The sequence below is a fragment of the Nitrincola iocasae genome (assembly GCF_008727795.1).
GTDB lineage: Bacteria > Pseudomonadota > Gammaproteobacteria > Pseudomonadales > Balneatricaceae > Nitrincola > Nitrincola iocasae.
The window spans coordinates 2,369,929-2,395,820 of record NZ_CP044222.1; the positions used below are offsets into that span (position 1 = coordinate 2,369,929).

General features: G+C 50.5%; 26 protein-coding genes. 7 read left to right on the forward strand and 19 right to left on the reverse strand.

Going from position 1 to position 25,892, the window contains the following annotated elements:
• Positions 1–31: 31 nt before the first annotated feature.
• From F5I99_RS10925 to leuC, 14 genes are all read right to left on the reverse strand, one after another.
• Positions 32–529 carry a CvpA family protein gene (locus F5I99_RS10925; protein WP_151055944.1) on the reverse strand — a complete coding sequence of 166 codons (498 nt, stop codon included), beginning with the start codon at positions 527–529 and terminating at the stop codon, positions 32–34.
• Between the two features lie 39 nt (positions 530–568).
• Complete coding sequence (locus F5I99_RS10930; RefSeq protein WP_151055946.1) at positions 569–1,126, reverse strand: SPOR domain-containing protein; 558 nt, start codon at positions 1,124–1,126, stop codon at positions 569–571.
• Positions 1,110–2,414, reverse strand: a complete 1,305-nt coding sequence (folC, locus tag F5I99_RS10935) for a bifunctional tetrahydrofolate synthase/dihydrofolate synthase (protein WP_151055948.1) — start codon at positions 2,412–2,414, stop codon at positions 1,110–1,112. The genes F5I99_RS10930 and folC overlap by 17 nt, the downstream gene beginning before the upstream one ends.
• 14 nt (positions 2,415–2,428) lie before the next feature.
• Positions 2,429–3,343: an acetyl-CoA carboxylase, carboxyltransferase subunit beta gene (accD, locus tag F5I99_RS10940; RefSeq protein WP_151055951.1), complete on the reverse strand. Its 915-nt coding sequence runs from the start codon at positions 3,341–3,343 to the stop codon at positions 2,429–2,431.
• Positions 3,344–3,375: 32 nt separating this feature from the next.
• Positions 3,376–4,179, reverse strand: coding sequence for a tryptophan synthase subunit alpha (trpA, locus tag F5I99_RS10945; protein WP_151055953.1), 804 nt, complete (start codon positions 4,177–4,179; stop codon positions 3,376–3,378).
• A gap of 17 nt (positions 4,180–4,196) precedes the next feature.
• A complete protein-coding gene (gene trpB, locus F5I99_RS10950) occupies positions 4,197–5,417 on the reverse strand; it encodes a tryptophan synthase subunit beta (protein WP_151055955.1) in 1,221 nt (406 codons plus the stop codon).
• A complete protein-coding gene (locus tag F5I99_RS10955) occupies positions 5,401–6,027 on the reverse strand; it encodes a phosphoribosylanthranilate isomerase (RefSeq protein WP_151055957.1) in 627 nt (208 codons plus the stop codon). The genes trpB and F5I99_RS10955 overlap by 17 nt, the downstream gene beginning before the upstream one ends.
• 54 nt (positions 6,028–6,081) lie before the next feature.
• Complete coding sequence (truA, locus tag F5I99_RS10960; protein ID WP_151055959.1) at positions 6,082–6,924, reverse strand: tRNA pseudouridine(38-40) synthase TruA; 843 nt, start codon at positions 6,922–6,924, stop codon at positions 6,082–6,084.
• A gap of 12 nt (positions 6,925–6,936) precedes the next feature.
• Positions 6,937–9,360 (reverse strand): FimV/HubP family polar landmark protein, encoded by a 2,424-nt coding sequence (locus tag F5I99_RS10965; protein WP_151055961.1) that lies wholly within the window; start codon positions 9,358–9,360, stop codon positions 6,937–6,939.
• A 97-nt stretch (positions 9,361–9,457) separates the two neighbouring features.
• Complete coding sequence (locus tag F5I99_RS10970) at positions 9,458–10,462, reverse strand: Asd/ArgC dimerization domain-containing protein (protein WP_191905837.1); 1,005 nt, start codon at positions 10,460–10,462, stop codon at positions 9,458–9,460.
• Between the two features lie 110 nt (positions 10,463–10,572).
• Positions 10,573–11,691: an aspartate-semialdehyde dehydrogenase gene (gene asd / locus F5I99_RS10975; protein WP_151055965.1), complete on the reverse strand. Its 1,119-nt coding sequence runs from the start codon at positions 11,689–11,691 to the stop codon at positions 10,573–10,575.
• Between the two features lie 87 nt (positions 11,692–11,778).
• On the reverse strand, positions 11,779–12,858 hold the full coding sequence (gene leuB / locus F5I99_RS10980) for a 3-isopropylmalate dehydrogenase (RefSeq protein WP_151055967.1): 1,080 nt from the start codon (positions 12,856–12,858) through the stop codon (positions 11,779–11,781).
• Between the two features lie 32 nt (positions 12,859–12,890).
• On the reverse strand, positions 12,891–13,529 hold the full coding sequence (gene leuD, locus F5I99_RS10985) for a 3-isopropylmalate dehydratase small subunit (RefSeq protein ID WP_151055969.1): 639 nt from the start codon (positions 13,527–13,529) through the stop codon (positions 12,891–12,893).
• Positions 13,530–13,543: 14 nt separating this feature from the next.
• The gene (leuC, locus tag F5I99_RS10990; protein WP_151055971.1) at positions 13,544–14,965 is read right to left on the reverse strand and encodes a 3-isopropylmalate dehydratase large subunit; all 1,422 of its coding nucleotides are present in this window, start codon (positions 14,963–14,965) and stop codon (positions 13,544–13,546) included.
• A gap of 139 nt (positions 14,966–15,104) precedes the next feature.
• Between leuC and F5I99_RS10995 the strand changes: the two genes are divergently transcribed.
• The 3 genes from F5I99_RS10995 (at position 15,105) to phaC (ending at position 18,082) form a co-directional block, all read left to right on the forward strand.
• Positions 15,105–15,983 carry a LysR family transcriptional regulator gene (locus F5I99_RS10995; protein WP_151055973.1) on the forward strand — a complete coding sequence of 293 codons (879 nt, stop codon included), beginning with the start codon at positions 15,105–15,107 and terminating at the stop codon, positions 15,981–15,983.
• Between the two features lie 102 nt (positions 15,984–16,085).
• A complete protein-coding gene (locus F5I99_RS11000; protein ID WP_191905838.1) occupies positions 16,086–17,000 on the forward strand; it encodes a poly(R)-hydroxyalkanoic acid synthase subunit PhaE in 915 nt (304 codons plus the stop codon).
• Complete coding sequence (gene phaC / locus F5I99_RS11005; protein ID WP_151055977.1) at positions 16,997–18,082, forward strand: class III poly(R)-hydroxyalkanoic acid synthase subunit PhaC; 1,086 nt, start codon at positions 16,997–16,999, stop codon at positions 18,080–18,082. The genes F5I99_RS11000 and phaC overlap by 4 nt, the downstream gene beginning before the upstream one ends.
• On the opposite strand, the gene phaR is transcribed toward phaC, so the two are convergent.
• The 3 genes from phaR to F5I99_RS11020 all read right to left on the reverse strand — a co-directional run bounded on the left by phaR (position 18,069) and on the right by F5I99_RS11020 (position 20,130).
• Positions 18,069–18,632 (reverse strand): polyhydroxyalkanoate synthesis repressor PhaR, encoded by a 564-nt coding sequence (gene phaR, locus F5I99_RS11010; RefSeq protein ID WP_225307378.1) that lies wholly within the window; start codon positions 18,630–18,632, stop codon positions 18,069–18,071. The genes phaC and phaR overlap by 14 nt on opposite strands.
• 7 nt (positions 18,633–18,639) lie before the next feature.
• On the reverse strand, positions 18,640–18,903 hold the full coding sequence (locus F5I99_RS11015; protein WP_151055979.1) for a DUF6489 family protein: 264 nt from the start codon (positions 18,901–18,903) through the stop codon (positions 18,640–18,642).
• Positions 18,904–18,966: 63 nt separating this feature from the next.
• On the reverse strand, positions 18,967–20,130 hold the full coding sequence (locus F5I99_RS11020) for an MFS transporter (protein WP_151055981.1): 1,164 nt from the start codon (positions 20,128–20,130) through the stop codon (positions 18,967–18,969).
• 267 nt (positions 20,131–20,397) lie between these two features.
• On the opposite strand from F5I99_RS11020, the gene F5I99_RS11025 reads away from it, so the two are divergent.
• The 4 genes from F5I99_RS11025 (at position 20,398) to F5I99_RS11040 (ending at position 23,858) form a co-directional block, all read left to right on the forward strand.
• Positions 20,398–21,423, forward strand: coding sequence for a TRAP transporter substrate-binding protein (locus tag F5I99_RS11025; protein WP_151059113.1), 1,026 nt, complete (start codon positions 20,398–20,400; stop codon positions 21,421–21,423).
• Between the two features lie 96 nt (positions 21,424–21,519).
• Positions 21,520–22,095: a TRAP transporter small permease gene (locus F5I99_RS11030; protein ID WP_151055983.1), complete on the forward strand. Its 576-nt coding sequence runs from the start codon at positions 21,520–21,522 to the stop codon at positions 22,093–22,095.
• 24 nt (positions 22,096–22,119) lie between these two features.
• Entirely contained in the window at positions 22,120–23,403 is a 1,284-nt protein-coding gene (locus F5I99_RS11035) for a TRAP transporter large permease (RefSeq protein WP_151055985.1), read from the forward strand.
• Between the two features lie 14 nt (positions 23,404–23,417).
• Positions 23,418–23,858 carry a universal stress protein gene (locus F5I99_RS11040; RefSeq protein WP_151055987.1) on the forward strand — a complete coding sequence of 147 codons (441 nt, stop codon included), beginning with the start codon at positions 23,418–23,420 and terminating at the stop codon, positions 23,856–23,858.
• Positions 23,859–23,886: 28 nt separating this feature from the next.
• On the opposite strand, the gene F5I99_RS11045 is transcribed toward F5I99_RS11040, so the two are convergent.
• Entirely contained in the window at positions 23,887–25,035 is a 1,149-nt protein-coding gene (locus tag F5I99_RS11045; RefSeq protein WP_151055989.1) for a sulfate/molybdate ABC transporter ATP-binding protein, read from the reverse strand.
• Positions 25,032–25,889: a sulfate ABC transporter permease subunit CysW gene (gene cysW, locus F5I99_RS11050; RefSeq protein ID WP_151055991.1), complete on the reverse strand. Its 858-nt coding sequence runs from the start codon at positions 25,887–25,889 to the stop codon at positions 25,032–25,034. The genes F5I99_RS11045 and cysW overlap by 4 nt, the downstream gene beginning before the upstream one ends.
• Positions 25,890–25,892: the final 3 nt, after the last annotated feature.

A 25,892-nucleotide genomic window follows, 5' to 3' on the forward strand; every position in this document is an offset into this window, starting at 1 on the left:
TGAGGTGATAATTTGTTAGGTTTACTGAATATCAGCTTCCTGCGCTCCAGATCATCTGTCCAACATCTCTGGCCATATCCCGTGACCAGGTTTCCATAACCAAAAAATGTGGAATCAACACGGAGTCATTCCACCAAGGATCCTGTGTAGCTGGGGTCATTTTCAACAACACCAGCATAATCACAACGACCAGACCGCCGCGCAAAGCCCCGAACCCCACGCCCAGAACGCGGTCAGTGGCAGAAAGGCCAGTTATTTTGACCAGCGAACTGATCAGACTGCCAATCAAATTACCAACGATCAACGTCGCGATAAACAAAATAAGAAATGCTACCAACTGGTGCACTGATGGAGCGGCATCAAAATAACCTGCAATGATCTCTGCCAGTACTTGATAAAATAGACGGCCGACAATAAAAGCAGCCACCCAAGTTATCAATGAGACAGCTTCGCGGATAAAACCGCGGCGTAAACTCATCACCGATGAAATGAGTACAATTGCCAAAATGACCCAATCTGCCCAGTTCATTATCAAGCGCCTTCAACCCAGCCTGTATTCATTGTTTGACTATTGCGTGGTAAACCGCACAATCATGCCTTCCAAACCATATTCCTGTTGCAGTAGCAGCTTCAGTTCTTCCAGGCGCCCACGTTGCATCTCCGGTCCGACAAAGACCCTAACCACATCTTCACCATGACGAATATAGACGCGGTATCCAGCATCGATAAGTCGCGCCCTCAGCTCACGGGCATTGGATTCCTGGCGAAAACTGGCTAACTGCAATGCCCAGGCTGCGGGAACCTGATCAGCATCCAGTGTCGGCGCTTCTTCAGCAGGATTTAGACTGGGACGCAACGCTTCCAGTGATTCAGTTATTTCGGCAACCGGTGCAGACACCACCGGAGTTTCTGTAACCGGTGCAACTGGAGTCTGTTCAATTTTGACAGGAGGCGGCATCTCAGTCTGCACCACCCGGGCCACTTCGGGAGCGGCTGGAATACGAGATTCTAACTTACGCTCTTCATAGCCCGCCGCATTGAAAACCAATGGAAAAAACGCAATACCTATTAACAGTAGAACCACGGCGCCAATCAAACGCTGTTTTAAATTATCCCTGATGTCCATCGCTCCACTCAACTGTTTTTAACGCATCCGTTACTGTAAAAAAAGAGCCAGCTATCACCAAACGCGATGCAGCGGTGAGTTGTGACGGCAACGCTGTCAGCGCTGTATCGACACTGCCATATTCTGCCATTGATGTAGAAGCGACACCAAGCTTGTTGAGTATCTGTTTCAGTTGAGCAGCACTGGCACCTCTGGGGTTACTCAGTGTAGCCAGGTGCCAGTGGTCAACAACTGGCAGCAGGGCTTCACAAACACTCAGCATATCTTTGTCAGCCAACATTCCCAATAACAGGTGCGTGGGTGACACGGCTTGCTGACTCAGCCTGCTCGCCAGATAGGTAGCCGCTTCCGCGTTATGCGCCACGTCCAGGATACAAGGGAAACCGGCCAAGCATGCAGTCTGCATTCGACCAGTTAATTGCGCATTGATCAGACCCGCTGACAGCTGTTGCTTGTCAATGGTAAAAGGCATCAACTGCAACACCTGCAATACAGCCGCCGCATTCTGTACAGGCAAACTTGGGCGCGGCAACAATGACAACACCTGGGTGTGCCCTGCCAGGTCCTGCCCCTGCCAGGTCCAGAGACTGTCCGCATCCAGGCTGTAATGGTAGGCCTGTCCGTTAGTTCGCAGATCAACAGACAGCTTGGCAGCATGCTTCAACAAGCTCGCAGGGGGATGCGGATCACCACACACAGCCAGACAACCTGCACGAAAAATACCTGCTTTTTCAAAACCTATCGATTCACGATCCGGCCCTAGCCAATCGGTATGATCCAGGGCAATGGTGGTTACCAGCGCGACATCCGCATCCACCAGATTCACCGAATCCAGTCGCCCACCCAACCCTATCTCCAGCAACAGCACATCCGGTACAGTGTCACTGAAAATGATCAGCGCGGCGAGAGTGCCATATTCAAAATAGGTCAGCGGCACCCCTTGGCGTGCCGCTTCCACCTGTACAAATGCCGCGCAGATCAACGCGTCGTCTACCGCTTGTCCACACAGGGTTATGCGTTCGTTGTAGCGCAGAAAATGCGGTGAAGTGTAAGTGCCGACCTTCAATCCCGCCTGTTGCAGGATCGACTCTAGCATACGAATACTGGTGCCTTTGCCATTAGTACCCGCCACAACAACCTTAAAGCTACCACTAAGATCGAGGGGTAACCGACCAGCAACTTGACGCATACGTTCAAGACCCAGTTCGATTTCGGCTGGATGACAGGCTTCAATATAGCTTAACCACTGATCCAGACTGGCATCAGTGGTGGGTTGTAGTTGTGACACGCCGACGCCCCGAATCAGAGTTCTGGCTTTTCAGCGACTGGCTGGTCAGCGTTAGCTGGTATCAGGCACGCGGTTGAAACACCGGTCAATTTACCCAGCAAAGAGGCCAGACGGGTGCGCATTTCACTGCGCTTAATGATCATATCCACCTGACCATGCTCCAACAGAAACTCACTGCGCTGAAACCCTTCAGGCAACTTTTCACGCACGGTCTGTTCGATCACTCGAGGACCGGCAAAACCGATCAGCGCATTAGGCTCAGCTATATTCAGATCACCCAACATCGCCAGACTTGCCGAAACTCCCCCATACACCGGATCGGTTAGCACTGAGATATAGGGCACACCAGCCTGACGCATTTTTTCCAATGCGGCACTGGTTTTAGCCATCTGCATCAGCGAAATCAGTGCTTCCTGCATACGTGCGCCGCCTGACGCGGAAAAGCAAATCAGTGGTATGCGCTCTTCCAATGCCAGATGAGCCGCACGAACGAAGCGCTCACCAACCACTGCGCCCATAGAGCCGCCCATAAAACGGAACTCAAAGGCCACAGCCACAACGGGTGAGCCTTCCAAAGTACCACGCATGGCGACCAGTGCATCGGTTTCGCCGGTGTCTTTTTCGGCAGCGGTCAGGCGGTCTTTGTACTTTTTCGAATCCCTGAACTTAAGACGATCAACCGGCAACACCTCTGCACCAATTTCAGCACGGTTATCGGGATCAAGGAACAGATCCAGACGACGTCGGGCACCAATGCGCATGTGGTGGTCACATTTCGGGCAGACGTTCAGATTTTTATCCAGTTCCGGCTTGTAAAGTACAGAATCACACTTGGGACACTTTTCCCACAGTCCTTCAGGCACACTGCTGTGTCTACGTTCTGTGCGTTTTACCAGAGAAGGAACAATTTTATCCAGCCAGCTACTCATCGTTAATCACATTTCCGGTTTTAAATTTGGTTTCAGGCATCCATGGCTGATCGCATTGCCGCAATCAACTGGCCAACCTGTTCAGGTATCTGTTCCGGTGTTTCGGCCAGCTCAGCAATCCGGTTAACCAGCACACTACCGACAATCACCCCATCTGACACGGAGGCTATGGCTTTTGCTGACTCAGGGTCACGAATACCGAAGCCCACTGCCAAGGGGATATCAGTCATACTTCTGACGTGATCTATTTTAGCAGCAACTTCACCAACATTCAGTGCCGCCGAGCCAGTTACACCCTTAACTGAAACATAATACAGATAACCGCTGCCCAAGGCGCAAATCTGGCGCAAACGTGCATCCGAGGTGGCTGGCGACATCAAATAGATGGTATCCAGCCCTTTTTCAGTAAACATACGACTGGTGTCATGCGATTCTTCGGGTGGCAGATCGACAGTTAATACACCATCCACACCGGCGGCGACCGCATGGTCAGCAAAATTCTCATAGCCTATGGCTTCAATCGGATTCAGATATCCCATCAGCACCACAGGTGTGTCAGTATCTGTTTTTCTGAATTCAGCCACCATGGCGATAACATCCAGCAAACGCACGCCATGCACCAGCGCACGCTCACAGGCTAACTGAATCACCGGACCATCGGCCATTGGATCTGAAAAAGGCACTCCCAGCTCAATAACATCAGCACCGGCTTTCACCAGGGCATGCATCAGCGGCAGGGTTACATCAGGATTCGGATCACCCGCTGTAACAAAAGGAATCAGCGCTTTGCGACCACTGGCACGCAAGTTTTCAAAACGTTTTTGTAATCGACTCATCGGTTTCCGGTATCCTGTCAGATCGTTATGCCATCCAGCTCGGCAACGGTATGAATATCCTTATCACCCCGGCCGGACAGATTAACAATAATGTTCTGATCCTTATCCAGGGTTTTGGCAAGCTTCATCGCATAAGCAATAGCATGACTGCTTTCCAAGGCGGGCATTATACCCTCAACCTGGGTCAGAGTGCGAAAAGCATCCAGTGCTTCCTTGTCATCTATTGCCACATATTCGGCACGGCCAGTATCTTTTAACCAGGCATGTTCAGGTCCCACGCCGGGATAATCCAGGCCTGCTGATACCGAATGGGTCGGTAAAATCTGACCGGCATCATCTTCCATCAGGTAAGTCCGCATTCCGTGCAACACACCCGGGCGACCATCGCTTAGCGGGGCTGCATGCTGACCGGTAGCCAGACCATGTCCGCCGGCCTCTACACCGATCATGCGTACTGAGGTATCTTCGATAAAGGGGTGAAACAGACCGATCGCATTCGATCCACCGCCAACACAGGCAATAATCACATCCGGCAGACGCCCGGTCTGATCCAGACACTGACTGCGCGCTTCGCGGCCAATAACGCATTGAAAATCACGCACCAGCTTAGGATAGGGGTGCGGTCCCGCGGCCGTGCCGATGATGTAGAAGGTGTTATCTACATTGGTGACCCAATCACGCATCGCCTCATTCATGGCATCTTTCAGGGTACGTGTACCGGATGTTACCGGAATCACTTCAGCTCCCAACAGGCGCATACGGTAGACATTCAGCGCCTGACGCTTGATATCATCGGCGCCCATATAGACTTTACATTCCAGACCAAGACGCGCCGCAACCGTGGCGGAAGCAACCCCGTGCTGTCCGGCTCCGGTTTCGGCAATCACCCGTGGCTTACCCATAAATTTGGCCAGCAACGCCTGGCCTATGGTGTTATTCACCTTGTGCGCGCCGGTATGGTTCAAATCTTCGCGCTTCAGATAGATCTGTGCACCACCGACTTCACGGGAAAGGCGTTCAGCGTGATACAGGGGTGATGGGCGGCCAACATAATGGGCCAGATCCCGATCAAATTCGGCTTTAAATGCCGGATCAGCCCATAACTTTTCATACACCCCTTCCAGCTCTTCCAGAGCGCCAATCAGAGTTTCCGACACAAAACGCCCCCCGTAAGGGCCAAAGTGTCCACGAGCATCAGGGTAGGTCTGCTTTGCAGACTGATCAGTTTGAATTGACACGGTTCACCTCATTAATAAAGCGTCTGATTTTTTCGCTATCTTTAATACCCTTGGTTGCTTCAACACCACCACTCACATCCACCGCTAGTGGTCTAACTTGCGCAATCGCAGTCGCCACATTATCTGGCTGCAACCCACCTGCCAGCACTATGCGCTGTTGCAGTTCGGCAGGAATACGCTGCCAATCAAAGGTCATCCCGGTCCCACCAGGTTGCCCTGGCACATAAGCATCCAGCAGAATACCTCTGGCACTGGGATAACGCGCCATTTCAGCCGCTATGTCAGTATCGTTCCTGACACGCAGTGCTTTGATATAAGGTCGGTTGAAGCTTTCACAAAATACCGGATCTTCGTCGCCATGGAACTGCAGCAAATCGATACCAGTCAGGGTCAGGACTTTGTCTATTTCTGTACGCTCCGCGTCTACAAACAGAGCAGTCGATGTTACGAAAGCCGGTAGCTGCGCTACGATTCCAGCCGCTTGTTCGGCTGATATATTGCGAGGGCTGGGCGAATAAAATACAAAACCCAATGCATCAGCACCCAGGGATGCAGCACAGCAGGCATCTTCCAGCCGAGTAATACCGCAAATTTTAATTCGTGTTCGCATACCCACCCCAAGCAATCACCGAGCTCACTATGATAACAGAGCCGAGTTGCGGCGTCAGTCTGCTGGAGACAGGAAAAAAGGTCCTGGTACGGCTTTAGGTAAAGAAAATTCTGTCGCGTAGTCTACATCCACAAAATACAACCCAAAGGGTGATGCCGTCACCCCACCCTGACGACGATCACGGGCATTCAACACGTCCCTTGCCCAGCCTACCGGCGCCTCCCCAGCACCAATTTTCATCAAAACCCCGGCAATATTACGCACCATATGGTGTAAAAACGCATTTGCCTTAATATCGATAACCAACAACTGCCCTTGTCGATATACTTTCAGATGCTGCACCTGACGCACCGGATTCCTTGCCTGGCAGGCAACCGCCCGGTACGAAGTAAAATCATGCTCACCTATCAGCGCCTCAGCCGCTTGCTGCATTTTAACCTCATCCAGTACTTTCCAGGTCCAGGTGATGCCTTTTGCTAGCACACCAGGCTTAACCGCTGCAGAATAAATAATATAGCGGTAACGCCTTGCCTGTGCCGAGAAACGTGCATGGAAATCCGTGCTGACAGGTTTAACCCAAAGCAACGCGATATCCTCAGGTAAATAGGTATTTCCACCCATCAACCATGCGCGCTCAGGTCGCTGTACCTGTGCATCAAAATGGATCACCTGATAACAGGCACTGACACCGGCATCCGTGCGTCCGGCACAGATCACGTCGACAGGATGATCTGCCACCCGGGACAAAGCACCCTCCACTCTTCCCTGGATACAGGGTACGAGATCATGACGTTGTTTTTGCCAACCATGGTAAGCCGCACCAGAATACTCTACAGCGGCAGCATAACGATAAGGGGCGACATTTGTCGCCCCTGATAAAGGTGGATTTTCCAGCATTCAATCAATATCTCAACTCAGACTATCCAGCAATTTCTGTGCTTCTTCTTTTTGCTTGTCGTTACCTTCACCGAGAATTTCACCCAGGATTTCACGTGCGCCCTCGGCATCGTCCATCTCCAGATAAGCTCGCGCCAGATCCAGCTTGGTTTCATTCTCATCCGCACCATCAAGTAGATTGAGACCATCAAGCATATCGATCGCTTCATCGGTAGACTGAGATTCTTCCAGAGCAATATCCTCATCTGTACTGCTCAGCATATCCTCAAGTTCAGCATCCAGCCCCGTTTCCAGATCATGAGCAATGTTGGCTGTTAACTCATCCTCAACCACTTCACCTGGCTTTTTGACTTCCGAGGAGGCCGCATCCGTTTCAACTTCTTCAATTTCCATGGATCCCAGCAGAGAGTCAAGATCGTCATCGGCTGTAGACTCAGGCTGGTCGCTTGCCTCAACTGCATCAGCAGCTTCAGGTTCGTTCAAAATAAAGTCGAGTTCATCACTATCATCTCGGACAGGCGCCTCAGGTTCATCTTGCTCTTCATCTGTAGCAACTTCGTCACTCATCAGCAGATCATCAAGAGAGCCTAAGTCATCATTGTTATCATCGTCAGAAGGCTCAACACTGTCAGTTCGCACGTCAGGTTCTTCATAGTTAAGCAGATCATCCAACAGTTCATCTTCATCGCCTTGTTCTACAAGTGATTCAGTTTCAGCTTCGGGTTTGGCTTCAGGTTCTTCTGTAGCAGGCTCATCACCCAGTTCAGTTTCACCCAGCAGATCATCAAAGTCATTTTCAGCCGACAGATCATACTCTTCATCGACAACGCGCGTGTCATCGTCTTCATTCAGTTCTAGATCCAGGTCCAGATCCAGGTCCAGATCCGAGAAATCATCCGTCGCATCATCTATTACAGGAGACGCGTCCTCTTCGACTTTCTCAGCTTCTGACTCAGGTCTATCTGCTTGTTTTTCTTCTGCCACCACAGCCGTTGCTGCCGTACCGGCCGCCAGAGCTACTGCTCCCGCATCCCCTGTCGCTGCTCCCTCTGGCGCCGTAAACATTGGCTTAGGCGTCTTATCACGGCGCCGCCTTGACAGAAACAACGCAACCAGAGCGGCTACCAGAGCGGCGGCCAGACCACCTACAACTGGCAAACTTGTCAGCTTATCCGCCAACCCTTCAGACGGCGGCTCTGGCTCAACAGTCTGCAAAGCGGCAATCTGCTGTTCCTTGAGTTCCAGCATACGCTGCATCAATACCAACTGCTCCTGGATTGCATCCAGTCTTTCATTCAGATCGCGATTTTCTCGTTCAATTTTGTCTACCGTCTCCTGCGTAACCATCAGGCGACTATCCAGATCTTCACTGCGCTGCAACAAGCCATCAGCAACTTCTGAACTGAGCACGGCCTCTTCACGTGACGCCATATCACCGGCAACCGGAGACTCTTCTTCCGTATCGACGTCATCCGCTTCCGGCGTGACTATACGCAGCTCTGCATCCGCAAGCGCCTCAGCCGTTTCAGTTGAGGCTTCTGCATCAGTAGCCTCCGCTTCAGATTCAGCTTCACTCTCAACCGGGGCTTCTACAACGTCCTCTGCAGTGACCTCGTCCGTTTCTGGCTCTGGCGCCGGTGTTGGCTGAGGTGTAGCTGGCTGATTCCGCCCTTGCCGCCAAGCCTCAGTCTGGCGAGCTACCTCGGCGGTAGCCTCAGCAGGAGAAAGTGCGCGAATGAGCTCAACCGAAGGAATATCCATAACCGTTCCGGCACGCATTACATTAATGTTAGCGGTTGGGAAGGTTTGCGGGTTATGGCGCTGTAAGGCTACCATCATCTGTTGTGGTGTAATGGAGCTATCTGGGCGGTAACGATTTGCAAGCACCCACAGGGTATCGTTGGCACCCACATGGATCTGATTAGCGGTAGTCGGTAGCGTACGGGGTGCTGCTGACGATCTGACTGGCGTGGAAGGGGCAACGGCGGCTGGAGCTGAAGAAACGGCCGGCTGCATCTGCCCTTGCACAGGCGCAGGATCAAATAAGGGTGGATCAAGCAGTACCGTGTATTCTCTGACCAGGCGACCGTTTGGCCAATTCACTTCAACCAAAAAATTGAGGAAAGGCTCTCTGACTGGCTCAGTCGAAGTCATCCGGATGACACCTGCCCCATCAGGGGCGACCTGGACCTGGAAGCGAACATCATTAAGAAAACGAGACTTGCTGAGACCGGCAATGGAAAACTCATCTGCATCAGCCATACGTGGTTGAATCTGCAAGGGAGAGAGGTCCCTCACCTGCATCAGCCGAATCTCTGCATTAAGTGGCTCATTCAGCGCCGAGCTTATATTTATCTCACCGAGCCCCAGGGCATTTGCATTAGGTACTCCAAGCACCCCGGCTATCGCGAGGCTTAAGGCAAGTTTACGCAGCATCTGTTTTCCCTCTTGATCCGCAACCTTACTGATTGTTCCAGCAAAACAGGAAGTTGCTTATCCAAAATAAGTATACCAAGTATTATGTATAACCCCTTCAATGGTCAAGCTGAGTAAACACCTGCTCGGCAATCTGTATCGCATTGAGAGCACCGCCTTTGCGCATACTATCTGTAACGGCGAACAGCATCACTCCACAATTATTATCCGGCTCGGTTCTCAGTCGCGACACAAATACCTCGTCCTTGCCTGCAGCATCGGCTACTGCAGAGCATATCTGATCAGCAATGCAGCTCACTCCCGGCGCTTGACTCAACAGAGATTGTGCCTCATTTAAATCTACAGGAAATTGACACTCCGCATGTAAAACGACATTTTGTCCATAAAAAAGTGGTAACTGCAGACTGCTAACCGCAACTTCCAACTGCTCATCATCAAGCACCCGACGCAATTGAGTGCTGATTTGTGTTTCACTATCTGTGGCACCGGATGCCGTCACCTGGCCAGTCAGCGGTAACAGGTTAAAGGCAATCTGCTGACCAAAGAAATCCGCTTCAGCATCCCGACCATTCAGCAGCTTTGCCGTTTCTGACGCCAGGGCTTCAACACCTTTTTTACCCGCCTCGGCCACGGAGCTCAGACTAATGATATTCAGGCGCAAGAGTTTGAAGCGCTGATGTAACGAGGCTAACACAGCGGCGGCGGCCACCACTGCAGGTAGAGGAGAAACATAGTAGCCACTGCGACCAGAGCCGATTAACTCTGAGTTGACCTCGGGAACAATACAGGCGGCCGTTTGTGCAACATCAATGTCTGGACAAAGATCTATCACACAGACGTTCGCAGACAACTGACTGACTGAAAATTGCTCAGGCAAGGCATCTGGTTGGCAATTAAATACCAGTTCCACACCTGAGAAGTCAGCTGTGTCGGCCGAAACCACACGGGTGGCATGCCCCGAAAACATTACGCTGCGACCCGTAACCTCGCCAGGATCGGTAAGTACCAGACGCGCGACGGGGAAGGCCCGACTTTCAAGAATTTCAAGCAGGTTCTCACCCAACAGGGTAGAGACACCGGTTACCGCAACAACAACTGACATAAACGCACTCATCTCCGGTTAAAACGCACAGCATGACCTTAACCTGTCATCTGAAACAAAACAGCCCGACAGACCTTGCGGCGCCGGGCTGGATATCATACCTGAAAAGCTTACTGATGCTGCATCAGAATTCTCAGCATACGACGCAACGGCTCGGCTGCACCCCAGAGCAACTGATCACCGACGCTGAAGGCATTCAGATAATCCGGGCCCATTCTCATCTTACGCAGGCGACCAACAGGTACACTCAGGGTACCAGTCACCTGGGTAGGACTGAGCTCACGCATAGTCACTTCACGCTCATTTGGTACCAGTTTAACCCAATCATTCGCCGAAGCGATGATGGATTCAATCTCATCCAGGGGTACATCCTGCTTCAGCTTGATAGTAAAGGCCTGACTATGACAACGCATCGCACCGATACGCACACAGGTACCATCGATGGCAATCGGGTTATCTGAACAGCCCAGGATTTTATTGGTCTCAACAAAACCTTTCCACTCTTCTTTGCTCTGCCCGGCTTCAACAGCCTTATCGATCCAGGGAATCAACGAGCCTGCCAAAGGCACACCAAAATTATCGGTTTTAAAAGCATCGCTACGCATCGCTTCGACAACCTTACGATCAATATCCAGAATGGCAGACGCTGGATCAGCCAACTCGCTACTCACCGAAGACTCAATCTGCCCCATCTGACTGATTAGCTCACGCATATTCTGTGCGCCAGCGCCAGACGCCGCCTGATAAGTCATGGAGCTGACCCATTCAACCAGGTTTTCGCGAAACAGTCCGCCTAACCCCATCAACATCAGCGAAACCGTGCAGTTACCACCGACATAGGTTTTAATGCCTTTGGTCAGCCCTTGCTCTATGACGTTCTGATTAACCGGATCAAGCACGATGATACTGTCATCGGCCATACGTAACGTAGAGGCGGCATCTATCCAGTAGCCTTTCCAGCCAGCCTCACGCAGCTTGGCATAGACTTCAGTGGTGTAATCCCCCCCCTGGCAGGAGATGATCGCATCCATCTGCTGCAACTCGGTAATATCACGGGCATCTTTGAGTGCAGGAATGCTTTTGCCGATATCCGGTCCAGGCTTTCCAGCCTGGGATGTGGTGAAGAACACCGGCTCAGCGATATGATCGAAATCCCGCTCTTCCTGCATTCTTTGCATCAGTACTGAACCGACCATACCACGCCAGCCAACAAACCCTACACGTCTCATTCGTGCCCCCAAATATCATATAAATTAAAAAACAACAGAATAACCGAAGATGTCAGTTAAGACGCCTCCCTTCTCGCAACGCTCTGATCAGCTGAGTGCAGCCACTACGGCGTCACCCATCTCGGAGGTACTTACTCGCGTCATACCTTCTGAAATAATGTCAGCGGTACGCAACGACTGATCCAGCACCTGACTGACAGCCGCTTCGATCTTATCGGCTGCCGCGGCTGAATCAAGAGAGTAACGTAACATCATAGCGGCTGAGAGAATGGTTGCCAACGGGTTTGCGATACCCTGACCGGCAATATCCGGTGCAGAACCGTGGCAAGGCTCATACATACCCTTGTTGTTGGCATCCAAAGAAGCCGATGGCAGCATACCGATGGAACCAGTCAGCATCGCCGCCGCATCCGACAGAATATCGCCGAACATATTACCAGTAACCACAACATCGAACTGTTTAGGTGCACGCACTAATTGCATGGCGGCATTATCAACATACATATGGCTAAGCTCTACGTCCGGATAGTCGACCGCCAGCTCGTTCATCACCTCACGCCAGAGCACGGTAACTTCCAGCACATTGGCTTTATCAACGGAACAGAGCTTTTTATTACGGGCACGAGCCGCTTCAAAGGCTACACGGCCGATGCGACGTATTTCATTTTCGTCATACACATAGGTGTTATAGCCTTCGCGCACGCCATTTTCCTTGGTACGATAGCCTCGCGGCTGACCAAAATAAATACCGCCAGTCAGTTCACGTACAATCAGAATATCCAGACCCGAAACCACTTCAGGCTTCAGCGTGGACGCATGTGCCAATTGCGGATACAGAATGGCCGGGCGTAGATTACCAAACAAGCCTAACTGAGCACGGATACCTAACAAGCCTTTCTCAGGACGTATCTGGAAGTCCGGATTGGTATCCCACTGAGGCCCACCAACAGCCCCCAGCAAAATAGCATCGGCCTCACGAGCAGCCGTCAGTGTGTCTTCTGGCAAGGGCAAACCAGTCGCATCGATTGCCGCACCACCCACCAGCGCCTCAGTTAACACCAACCCTAAAGAAAGCTGTTCATTAACCTTCTCTAATACTTTACGAGCTTCAGCAACAATCTCTGGACCTATACCATCACCTGGCAAAATCAATATTTTTTTTGTCATTTAACAATACCTTGAATCAATTAATTACTAGGTTAGCAGAACAGCCAGGGTGCCGATTCACGACGCTTTTTCTCATAGGATGCGATGGCGTCACCCTGCTCTAGCGTCAAACCTATATCATCCAGACCATTCAACAAGCAGTGTTTACGAAACGCATCTATATCAAAGGATAATGCCTCACCATTAGGCTTGATGACCCGCTGGTTTTCCAGATCTATCTCCAGTTGATATCCCTGGTTGGCTGCCACTTCATCAAACAGCTCATCAATAAGTGATTCTTCAAGAATTATCGGTAACAGTCCGTTTTTAAAGCTGTTATTGAAGAAGATATCAGCATAGCTTGGTGCAATAATCGCCCGTATCCCAAAGTCTTCCAGCGCCCAGGGCGCGTGCTCACGACTGGAACCACAGCCAAAGTTTTTTCGCGCCAGCAAAATGCTGCAGCCCTGATAACGAGGTTTATTTAACACAAAATCCGGATTCAACGGACGCTGGCTGCAATCCTGATCTGGCTGCCCTTCATCCAGGTAGCGTAGCTCATCAAACAGATTCGGGCCAAAGCCAGAGCGTTTGATAGATTTCAGAAATTGTTTAGGAATAATCATATCCGTATCGACATTGGCACGATCAAGCGGAGCCACGATACCCTGATGTACAGTAAATTTTCTCATTATCTCTCTCCTGATCAGGCACTGATGAATTCACGGATATCAACAAAATGGCCGGCTATCGCGGCCGCCGCAGCCATGGCAGGACTCACCAGATGGGTCCGCCCCCCGAAGCCCTGACGGCCTTCAAAATTACGGTTGGAGGTTGACGCACAATGCTCACCGGCACCCAACTTGTCTGGGTTCATTGCCAGACACATGGAACACCCTGGCTCTCGCCACTCTAATCCCGCCTCAATAAATACCTGGTCCAAACCCTCTTGCTCAGCCTGCAATTTCACCAGACCGGAACCGGGAACGACCAGTGCCTGTTTCAGAGTTGCAGCGACCTTTTTGCCCTTGACCACCGCAGCGGCTTCACGCAGATCTTCAATACGCGAGTTGGTACAAGAACCGATAAATACCCGATCCAATTGAATATCGGTAATTTTTTGATTGGCCTTCAAGCCCATGTAGTGCAAGGCACGTTCAGTGCCTTCGCGCTTAACTGGATCGCTCATACTGGCGGGATCCGGCACCAAGGCACGCACAGAGGCCACCATCTCTGGTGAGGTCCCCCAGGTAACCTGCGGCTCAATATCAGCCGCCTGAATTTCGACTATCTGATCAAACTCAGCATCCGCATCAGACACCAGATTACGCCAGGCCTCAACGGCCATCGGCCAATGCGCGTCTTTGGGTGCAAACGGTCGGCCTTTAATATAATCCACAGTAATGTCATCGACCGCGATCAAACCCACTCGCGCGCCCGCTTCAATGGCCATGTTACAGATAGTCATGCGACCTTCCATGGAGATACCACGAATCGCCTCACCACCAAACTCTATCGCGTAGCCTGTACCACCCGCGGTGCCGATAACACCAATAATATGCAACACCACATCTTTAGCGGTGACGCCCTGGCCCAAACGGCCATTGACACGCACCAGCATATTTTTCATTTTTTTAGCAATCAGACACTGAGTGGCTAATACATGCTCAACTTCGGAAGTGCCTATGCCATGTGCCAAGGCTGCAAAAGCACCGTGCGTTGCAGTGTGTGAATCCCCACAGACCACAGTCATACCTGGCAGGGTTGCGCCCTGCTCCGGCCCGACTACATGCACGATACCCTGTCTCGGATCGTTCATTTTAAATTCGGTAATGCCAAAACTGTCACAGTTCTCATCCAGGGTTTTCACCTGAATACGTGAAATAGGATCTACAATAGACTCCACCCCTCCTGAGCGATCAGTTGTCTGGACGTTATGATCTGGTGTTGCCAAATTGGTATCGAGGCGCCAGGGTTTACGCCCAGCCAGACGCAAACCTTCAAATGCCTGAGGTGAGGTCACCTCATGCAGCAAGTGACGGTCGATATACAACAAGGCGCTACCATCCGTATTTTCACTTACGAGGTGGTCGTCCCACAATTTGTCATACAGGGTTTTGCCAGTCATAGCGTTAATCTCCGGACAGGTTTTTTATCTAATAGACAGCATGGTAAAAGAGTCCAACACAATAAACAAATTCATATTTTTTATTCATTCCATTCCAAAAAGGAATACAATGATTTTTTTCAGCCTTGAGTAAGCCACTATGGACACCCACAGCCTGAAGGCTTTTGTTATGGTAGCCGAAGCAGGTTCTTTTTCAGAAGCCGCTGATCGTCTGTTTCTGACCCAGTCGGCCATCAGCAAACGTATCGCCTTGCTGGAACAGCAACTACACTGTCGCCTGTTTGACCGAATAGGACGGCATATCAGCCTGACTGAAGCCGGCCGGCAACTCCTCCCCAAGGCCCATGAAATTCTCATGGCGCTTAAGGATGCTGAAACACTGGTCAGCAATCTGACCCTACAGGTAGCCGGCCGCCTCTCATTTGCGGCTAGCCATCATATCAGCTTGCACCGCTTGCCTCCGCTACTAAAAGCCTTCACCCGGCAGTTTCCGCTGGTCGAGTTAGACTTACGCTTTGATGAATCTGAAATCGCCTATGAGAGCGTATTGAAAGGTGATATCGAGCTGGCACTGATTACCCTGGCCCCAAAAGCCGATCCGCGCATCTGTAGCGTACAAATCTGGGATGATCGACTTTTTTATGTGGTATCAGCACAACATCCGCTGGCGGATAAACCCTCCGTCACCCTGGCTGAGTTAAATACCTACAGTGGCCTGTTGCCACGCCCGGATACCTTTACCCATCAACTGGTTCGTCAGCAGATGTCAGCCTGGCAATTGGAGCCTAACCTGGGGATGAGTACCAATTATCTGGATACGATCAAAATGATGGTATCCATCGGACTCGGCTGGAGCCTGCTGCCGGAAACCATGATAGACAGCCAGTTAAAACGTCTGGATCTGGAAGCCGAACCGGTTCACCGGCCGCTGGGCTATATCTATCATCGCGACCGTACGCTCTCTAACGCAGCACAGCAGATGGTAGCTCTACTCAGACTGTGTGCTGACACACATTAGCTTGAGATTGATTACTTCATAATACACCGTAGCTGTTTCATAATAGAGGCTGGGTGTATTACTATCACCCTTCAAAACACCGCCAGGCAGATGGAGCCTTTTGTGACAGACGACCTGCAAGCAACGATCCGGCGCTGGCTTAAGCTGTACCCGACCCAAGTGGAAGGTACTGAACTGCCCGACTGGACTGAGCTGATGCAACAACTTCAGCAGACCGGCTGGCAACACCTTCCGGAGCAACATGCGGAGCTTCTTGCCGTAATGACGCAGGAGTCTGTTGAATTTACCCGTTTTGCTGGTCACCTGGTCTCTCAAAGCCAACAGGGCACTCCCCCTGAACTGGCCAGTTTTTTCACCGATTTTCACCAGCACATCAGCCGACTGACCGAAGACTGGGTCGTCAAACGCTGGCAACTGCCAGAACAGTTGGGAGCTTTGCTGCGCACCCACAGTTTTAATGATGAGCAATTTATAGACCACCCCTGGATGAAGGGGATGCGCAGTCTTCTGGAAGCCTCAGCGACAGAGCTGCCGTTCAATCAACAAAAGGCCCTGCGTGAATCAAGTCACCTTATCAACGCACACCAGCAAGCTCTGCAACACTATTCAGCACATTATGCCCAGATCAACACCCGCGCACTAAACCGCCTGTCAGAGCAGATCGAAGCCAAAAATGAGGTTATCAGCAACCTGAAGACGCTACACCACCTCTGGGTAGAGGCTTATGAAGCCAGCTATGCAGAGCAACTGGCGACAGACGACTACCAACTGGCCCATGGCCGTATCAGCAACACGCTGATGCAGCTTCGACTGTGGTTTCAGGAACAACGCAACCAGCAACTGAAACTCTATGGCATTGCCACGGAAGCCTCACTAAACCTGGCGTTTGAGAAGATACATCGACTGAGTAAACAACTTCGGTACCTGGAACGTTCACAGGCTGAGTCCAGCGGACTCCGGGATGAGTTAGATCAGCTTAAAAATGCTATCGATACCCTGCAGAGAGAGCGCCGATGAGCCGCATCAAGCTGGATCCAAAACAGCTGAAACAAGAAATCATCAGCTTTAATCAGCAATTAATAGACAGCTACCAACTGCTAAAGCGTATGCCGCCGGTTGAAACCGGACAGACTCCCTGTGAGACAATCTTTCAACTGGACAAAGTACGGCTGAACTATTACCAGCCTGCAACTGTGCAGCCCAACCTGCCCCCCATAGTCATTTGCTACGCCCTGGTAAACCGGCCTTACATGATTGACCTGACACCGGAACGATCCATGCTGCAAAAACTATTACAACGCGGTGTGGGTGTCTACCTGGTCGATTGGGGGTATCCCGACGCATCAGACCGGTTTCTGGATCTGGATGATTATATTAACCACTACCTAGACCAGTGTATCGATGCGGCCAGCCAGCATGCCAGTCAGGAGCGCATTAACCTGATGGGAATTTGCCAGGGTGGCACGTTTAGCCTCTGCTACACAGCCTTGCACCCAGACAAGATTGCACGGTTAATCACCCTGGTAACTCCGGTTGATTTTGCTACCGACGACTTCACTCTGAGTAAACTGGCCCGGCATGTGGATGCCGATCTGGCCGTAAGCACCTACGGTAATATTCCCGGTGCCCTGCTGAATGAAACCTACAACTCACTCATGCCGATGCGGCTGGGACTGCAAAAAAACCTGGACTTGCCGGTGACACTCAGTGATGAAGCCAGCGCACGGGCTTTTCTGAGTATGGAGAAATGGATTTACGACAGTCCGGACCAGGCAGGGGCTGCTTTCAGTGAATTCATCAAGGATTTTTTTCAGCAGAACAAACTAGTCAACAACAACCTTAAGATCGGTAATCAGCCCGTTGATTTAAGTCGCATCACCCAGCCGCTGCTGAATATTTATGCCAGCCATGATCACTTGGTGCCACCCTCATCATCAAAAGCGCTCAAAGGCAAAACCAACAGTCAGCTATACCGGGAAAAAGAGATAAAAACAGGCCATATAGGCCTGTTTGTCAGTAGTCGAACCGGCAGCCAGCTGGTAGATGCGATCAGCAACTGGCTGCAATCTGATTTGGACCATAGGCTTAACGAGTCTTAGGCTCATCCCGACGACTCGCCGTACTGCGGGACGACTTATCCGTTTCAGTTGTACTAGCATCTGGTCTTTTCGGGTTTTGCATCGGTGTTCCATCGGGATTAACACCCGGACTGAACATTTTCCACATAGCCAGATTTTGGTCTGCAATTCGATTCATCATAGTCAGCGGATTTGCGGCACCTATCATATTCTGCATCTGGTCACGAATCAGATCCTGATGCTCCAGAAAAGCGCCAATACTCTGCTCCAGATACTGACTCATCATCCCCTGCATGCTATCACCGTAGAAACGGATCAATTGCTGCAGCACCTGATTTGTTAACAGGGTGCCATGCCCTTCAGCTTCCTGTTCACTGATAATCTGCATTAAAATATTACGGGTCAAATCCTGGCCTGACTTGGAGTCCAGCACTTGAAAAGGCTCCGAGTTGAGCACTAACTCTTTAACATCCTCCAAGGTCACGTAGCAACTGCGTGAAGTGTCGTACAAGCGACGGTTAGTATACTTTCTAAGAATACGCACACCATTAGTTTTCTGTTTTGTGCTCATTAATCTTTCATTCCTCAGATCCGTCTTTATTTTTAGAACGCGTATATTGGTTCATCAAGCTGAACATCAGCTTTTGAAACCCATCAACCGTTCCCATACCGGAAGTCATGAACGGCTTGAACAGGGTCATTGGGTCATAACCTTCGACCCCCTGTTGCATGCGTTCGCGAATGGTGTCAATCATCTCATCATGAAGAGAGGATACATCCGGAAGCCCCAGGCTTTCACGGAGTTCCTGCGGTGTCATTTCAACATCAATACTGAACTTCATGGCTAACCTCTATGGATGATTGGCAGGTGTTGACTGCCCCTAGGATATAACAACTGCCCAATGCTAATCCAGCCGCTTGACCTTCTCGGGAAATATCCAGCCCAGAGCCATGACTATAGCCAGCATGCTAATCAGTGCCGCCGCCAGAAAAGTACCCTGGCCGCCCCACGCATCCCAGAATACTCCAGACAGCATCGCCCCTGCGGCTCCACCCGCACCAAAACCGGCGCTGGCAAACAACGCTTGCCCCCGTCCCTGTGTAGCAGGGCTAAAATAATGGTAGACCAACGCAATGCCAACCGCATGCAAACTCCCAAAACTGGCGGCATGTAGCAGTTGAGCGAACCACAAGACGCCAGACTGATCAGGGTAAAATGCAATCAACATCCAGCGTAGTGAACAGAGCAACAAGCTCAACAGCATAATGTGACGCAGGGTAAAGCGCTGAAAAAGTCGCGGGATCAACATGAATAAAAGAACTTCAGCGATCACCCCCACCGCCCATAGCTGGCCAATTCTGCCACGACTGTATCCCAGATCCTGCAGCATAACACTGTAGAAGGTGTAGTAAGGCCCATGACTGAACTGTACCAGGAAAAAAATCAGCAAGAACACCATCACCTGAGGTGTTTTCACGATACTCCACAAACTGCGATCATCTTGTCGTCGAGTGGATTCTACAAGTGGAGCAGTAATCAGCAGGGTATTGAGCCAGATCAGAATCATCAGCATCAGTGCGACCATGGGTAACCAGCGAATGTCCACCCGATCCAGTATCACCCCCGTGCCAACAACCGCCAGAATAAAGCCGACAGAGCCCCATAAACGTATCTGGCTGTAACGATCACGAGACGCTGCCAGGTGCTGCAGTGTCAACACTTCGAACTGCGGCAACACTGCATTCCAGAAAAAGCTGAACAGCAGCATGACCACCCCAATACCCAAAGCAGAAGTCTGCCAGAAAATAGCAATGAAAATTACCCAGGTTAAAAAAGCCCCGTAACGCACCACCCGGATTCGATGACCGCTTTTATCGGCGATCCATCCCCAAATATTCGGTGCGACAACTCGGGACAGGTGCAACATAGCCATCAACAGCCCAATAGTCTGGGAAGTCAAACTGAAGGATTGCAGGTAGAGGCTCCAGTAGGGTACTAGCGTGCCCAATAAAGCAAAATAGAACAAATAAAAACCGGAAAGCCGAAAGTAAGGTAATGACTGGCTCATACATGCTTTCCTGAGCAATGTGAGTTATCACTCTTAGTAATCAATAACATAAAATAAAATCTAAAAAATATTTTCATATATACAACAATAAGTTATGAATGAATAAAGGAATTCATTCCTCGCATTCTAATATCTTTAACCTCAGGCAACTTGCAGTTTGGGCGCTGATTTGCCACGCTGAAATAGTAACAACCTAAGATGAGGATAATACAGCACTTCTGAGCGTGATCGGATATCACACCAAAAAAAGCAAAAGAGGAACAAATGATGACCCTGAAAAACATACTGAGTACCGCTGTTGCGGGTGTATTAATGACCGGCGTGGTGGGTTTCAGTACAGCAGCTGAAGCCGCTAACTGGCGCTATGCTCACGAAGAATTTGAAGGTGATGTGCAAGATGTCTTTGCATACAAATTCAAGGAATATATAGAAGAGAATTCTGACAATACCGTTCAAGTTTTCCGTTTTGGCGAACTGGGTGAGTCAGATGACATCATGGAACAGACTCAAATGGGTATACTGCAGTTTGTCAATCAGTCTCCCGGATTCACAGGCTCTTTGATCCCTGAAGCACAAATCTTCTTCATTCCTTACCTCTTGCCTGTCAATGATGAAGATATCGTCGACTTCTTCCGCACCAGCGCAGCCATCAATGAAATGTTTCCTGAACTCTATGCTGAGCAGGGCCTGGAGCTGTTGAAGATGTACCCGGAAGGTGAAATGGTAGTCACTGCTGACACCCCCGTCCGCACACCTGAAGACTTTCACGGCAAAAATATCCGTACCATGACCAACCCACTGCTCTCCGAGACCTATCGTGCATTTGGTGCAACACCGACACCCCTGCCGTGGGGCGAAGTCTATGGCGGCCTGCAAACCAACATTATCCAGGGTCAGGAAAACCCGATTTTCTGGATTCAGTCCGGCGGTCTGTATGAGGTGTCCCCTAACCTGATCTTTACCGGTCATGGCCAGTTCACCACAGCACTGATGGCCAATCAGGACTTCTTCAATGGTTTGTCTGCTGAAGATCAACAGCTGGTCCGTGATGCCTCTGAGCATGCCTTTGACCACATTACTGAATATGTCCCAGGCCTGAGTGAAGAGATGCTGGATAAAATCCTTGAAGCCAGCTCTGAAGTTACGGTGACCCGCCTGACTGACGAAGAGCGCCAAGCCTTCATGGATAAAGCCCCTAGCGTTGAAGAACGCTTCATCGAAATGACCGGTGAAAGTGGACAGGAACTGCTGCAGCAGTTTAAAGAGGATCTTGAGCCTTACAAAGCTCAATAATCCGACTTCATGTGAATTGGTGCAGAGGGGGCACTCTCATCCCTCTGCACCTTTTATCTCAGGCAGCCGACCTGATCACAGCAAGAGGATACCCGCATGAAGGACGACCTTCCTGATAACCACACTTCCGGCCTGCCCGGCCTTCTGGGTGTTATCGATTCAGGCATCAGTCGTGTAGAAGCTATTATTCTAGCGGTTGGTGTACTGTTGATGGCACTGAACACAGTTGCCAATATTGTCGGACGTGTTGTAATTGGCGAAAGCCTGTTTTTTTCCGAAGAAGTAAACCGCATTCTGATCGTATTAATCACCTTTGCCGGCATCGGATACGCTGCCCGGCATGGTCGACATATCCGCATGTCGGCCCTCTATGATGCTCTGCCGACCTCGGCCCGGCGCATTCTGATGATTATCATCGCGTTTGTGACCTCCGGCACAATGTTTTTTCTGTGTTACTTCTCCTTTACCTACATCCATAGCATTTACAGCACTGGACGAGTATTACCCACCATGGGTATCCCCCTCTACCTGATGTATGTATGGGTGCCGGTTGGCTTTATTATCACAGGCATTCAGTATTTCTTGACCGGTATCAAGAATATTTTTTCTCGTGATGTCTATCTGTCCACGCATGTCGTCGATGGTTACGAAGAAACTGAAACTGAAGTATAAACAGCATGACAGAAGGATAAGGTTATGATTACTTATATGCTGGCAACAATGATCATTCTGTTGATGCTGGGCTTTCCGATGATGATACCGCTGATTATGGCGGCACTGGTCGGTTTTTATATGACATTTGATGGCTTCGGTCAGATGAATATCATGATTCAGCAGATGATGGGGGGGATTCGTCCTACCGCATTAATTGCTGTTCCCATGTTTATTCTTGCGGCTGATGTGATGACCCGAGGACAGTCAGCAAACCGACTGATCAACATGGTAATGTCGTTTATCGGTCATATCAAAGGTGGACTTGCCGTCAGTACAGCGGCTTCTTGCACCTTGTTCGGGGCCGTTTCCGGTTCAACACAGGCAACGGTGGTTGCGGTAGGTTCACCCTTACGTCCGAAAATGCTCAAAGCGGGTTACAAAGATTCTTTTACCCTTGCACTGATTATCAACTCCAGTGATATCGCCTTTCTGATTCCACCGAGTATCGGCATGATAATCTACGGGGTCATTTCCGGCACATCGATCGGTGAGCTGTTTATCGCAGGCGTAGGGCCCGGTTTGTTGATTCTGGCCATGTTCTCGGCGTACTGTATCGCCTACGCCTATATACACAAAGTACCAACTGAGCCCAAATGTACCTGGAAAGAACGCATGGTATCCATCCAGGAAGCCCTGTGGCCGCTAGGTTTTCCGGTCATCATCGTCGGGGGGATCTATGGCGGTATTTTCAGCCCAACCGAAGCTGCTGCAGCCTGTGTACTCTATGCGGTGATTCTGGAATTTATTGTGTTCAGATCCCTGAAAGCAATGGATATCTACAAAATTGCCAAATCCACCGGCCTGATTACAGCTGTCGTGTTTATTCTGGTGGCTGTGGGTAACGGCTTTTCCTGGATTATTTCTTTTGCACAGATTCCTCAAACCATTCTCGGTGGCCTGGGAATTAATGAAGCCGGTCCGATTGGCGTGCTATTCGCCATCGCCATCGCCTTCTTTATTGCTTGTATGTTCGTTGACCCGATCGTGGTCATTCTGGTGCTGACACCCATTTTTGCGCCAGCCATCGCATCAACAGGACTGGATCCGGTACTGGTAGGGGTACTGATCACGCTAATGGTGGCCATAGGCTCCGCCACACCACCGTTTGGCTGTGATATTTTCACTGCCATCGCCATTTTCAAACGTCCTTACTGGGAAGTTATCCGGGGTACACCACCCTTTATATTCATGCTGGTTTTGGCAGCAATACTGATTATTTACTTTCCGCAGATTGCTCTCTTCCTGCGTGATCTTGCCTTTAGATAACCAAGGAGGCCATTGTGTTTGAGAGAATACTGGTAGCAGTAGATGGTTCAGAAGGTGCATTGAATGCACTGGACAAAGCTGTCGAAATACAAAAAATCACCGATGCTGAGATCTACCTGTTGTGTGTTTACAAACACCACAGTCTGTTTGAAGCATCTCTGTCAATGGTTCGACCAGACCAGGTGCAAATTCCTGATGAAGCACTCAAGGAATTTGCCACCGAGGTAGCCAATCATGCCAAGCAGCATGCCAAGGATAAGGGTGCCACTAAAGTGCGCGCATTTGTCAAAGGCGGACGCCCATCAAAAACCATTGTTAAATTTGCCAAAGAAAAAGGTGTCGACCTGATCGTGGTCGGAACACGCGGCACCAATGGTGATATTGAGGGCTATCTGATGGGCAGTGTATCTGAACGAGTCGCCAGCCGGGCCAAGTGCCCAACGCTAGTGGTATAGCTTGATTCAGGCTTGCCTGAGGTTAACCTCAGGCACTTCTGACCAGAAGGTTCGCTGGAGCTTCAGCCAGTGAACCTTTTTTTTTATCCCAGTGAACCAGACTCGGCTCAGTGCTGGCTGGGGTAAACAGATGACCCACATCTGGCACGGCGAAGCACGGATCGCCACGCATTGGCTGCCAACTGTTGTATTGCGCATGACTGATACCCACTTCCCAGGGTTCTGGACTGCTCCAGCCATCAGCTTCCAGCTCTACCCGCACTTCCGCACCGATAAGACTGACTGCATTCACCTTGAGCGGTAAATGCGCATGAGCAGCAGGCTCAGTTTGCAGACGCACCTCATGGGGCCGCAAATAAAACTGCGCTTCAGGTAAATCGGCTACCGCTTCCGGCAGATCAATCCAGGCTTTGCCCTGCTGCATGCGTGCTGATTTAATCCGCCCTTCAAGTATATTAATATGCCCCAGAAAACCCAGCACAAAGCGACTATCCGGTTGAGCATAAAGCTGCTGTGGTGAATCTACTTGCTCAATACGTCCGGCACTCATCACCACCACCTTGTCTGATAGCTCCAGCGCTTCTTCCTGGTCGTGGGTAACAAACACACTGGTAAAATGTAGCTCATCATGCAGATTGCGCAGCCAGCGGCGCAGATCCTTACGCACCTTTGCATCCAATGCTCCAAAAGGCTCATCCAGTAGCAGCACCTGAGGTTGCATGGCCAGTGCTCTAGCCAGAGCCACGCGCTGTTTTTGCCCACCTGACAATTGCGCCGGATAGCGTGATGCCAGATGTCCCAGTTGCACCATCTCCAATAGATTAGCCACACGCTTGTTGATTTCAGCTGCACCAGGTCGACGCGCTTTCGGCATCACCTCCAGTCCAAACGCAATATTCTGAGCCACTGTCATATGGCGAAACAAGGCATAGTGCTGAAACACAAAACCAACACGACGATCACGTACATGCACACGGGTTACATCTTCGCCATGAAAATAAATATTACCGCTATCGGCAGTTTCCAGGCCCGCTATAATACGCAATAACGTTGTTTTTCCTGAGCCAGATGGCCCAAGCAGGCCGATCAACTCACCATCTGGAATTTCCAGAGACAAGGGCTCTAACGCCTGAAACTTACCAAAACGCTTGCTGATATTATCAACCCGGATACTCATGCTTCCACCTCACTCAGCAATGCTCTCTGACGCATCTGACGCCACTCAACAAAGGATTTTATAGCCAGGGTCAACAGGGCAATACCGGCTAATAAAGACGCGCTGGTAAACGCACCCACGGCGTTATAATCCTGATACAACAACTCCACATGCAAAGGCAGTGTGTTAGTTTCCCCACGAATATTGCCAGACACCACGGATACCGCACCAAACTCGCCAACAGCGCGTGCATTAGTCAACACTACACCGTAAATCAATGCCCATTGGATATTTGGCAAGGTCACACGACGGAACAACTGCCAACCGGATGCACCCAGTGTCACACCCGCTTCCTCTTCATCGCGCCCCTGTTGCTGCATCAGTGGAATCAGCTCTCGGGCAACAAAAGGACAGGTCACAAACACTGTGACCATCAGAATCCCCGGCCAGGAAAACATCAGTTGAATATCCTTATCCATCAACCAGCCACCCAACCAGCCATTGGAACCGTACAACAGCAGGTACAGCAAACCTGCGACCACTGGTGATACTGCAAAAGGAATATCAATCAGCGTGATCAATAGCTTGCGCCCTGGAAAATCAAACCGGGTTACCAACCAGGCCAGAAAGACCCCGAATACCAGGTTAATCGGCACGGTCAGTGCGGCAACAAACAGAGTTAAACCTATCGCTCTGAGGGTGTAATAGTCAGTCAGGTTGGCAAGATAGGTTTCCATACCACCAGAAAAGGCTTGAGCAAAAATAGCTACCAGCGGAACCACCAATAATAATCCCACCAGACTCAAAGCCAGCAGTATCAATGACCATTTAACCCAAGGATGATCACCGACTCGCAGATGTGATGCTGTACGCATAGG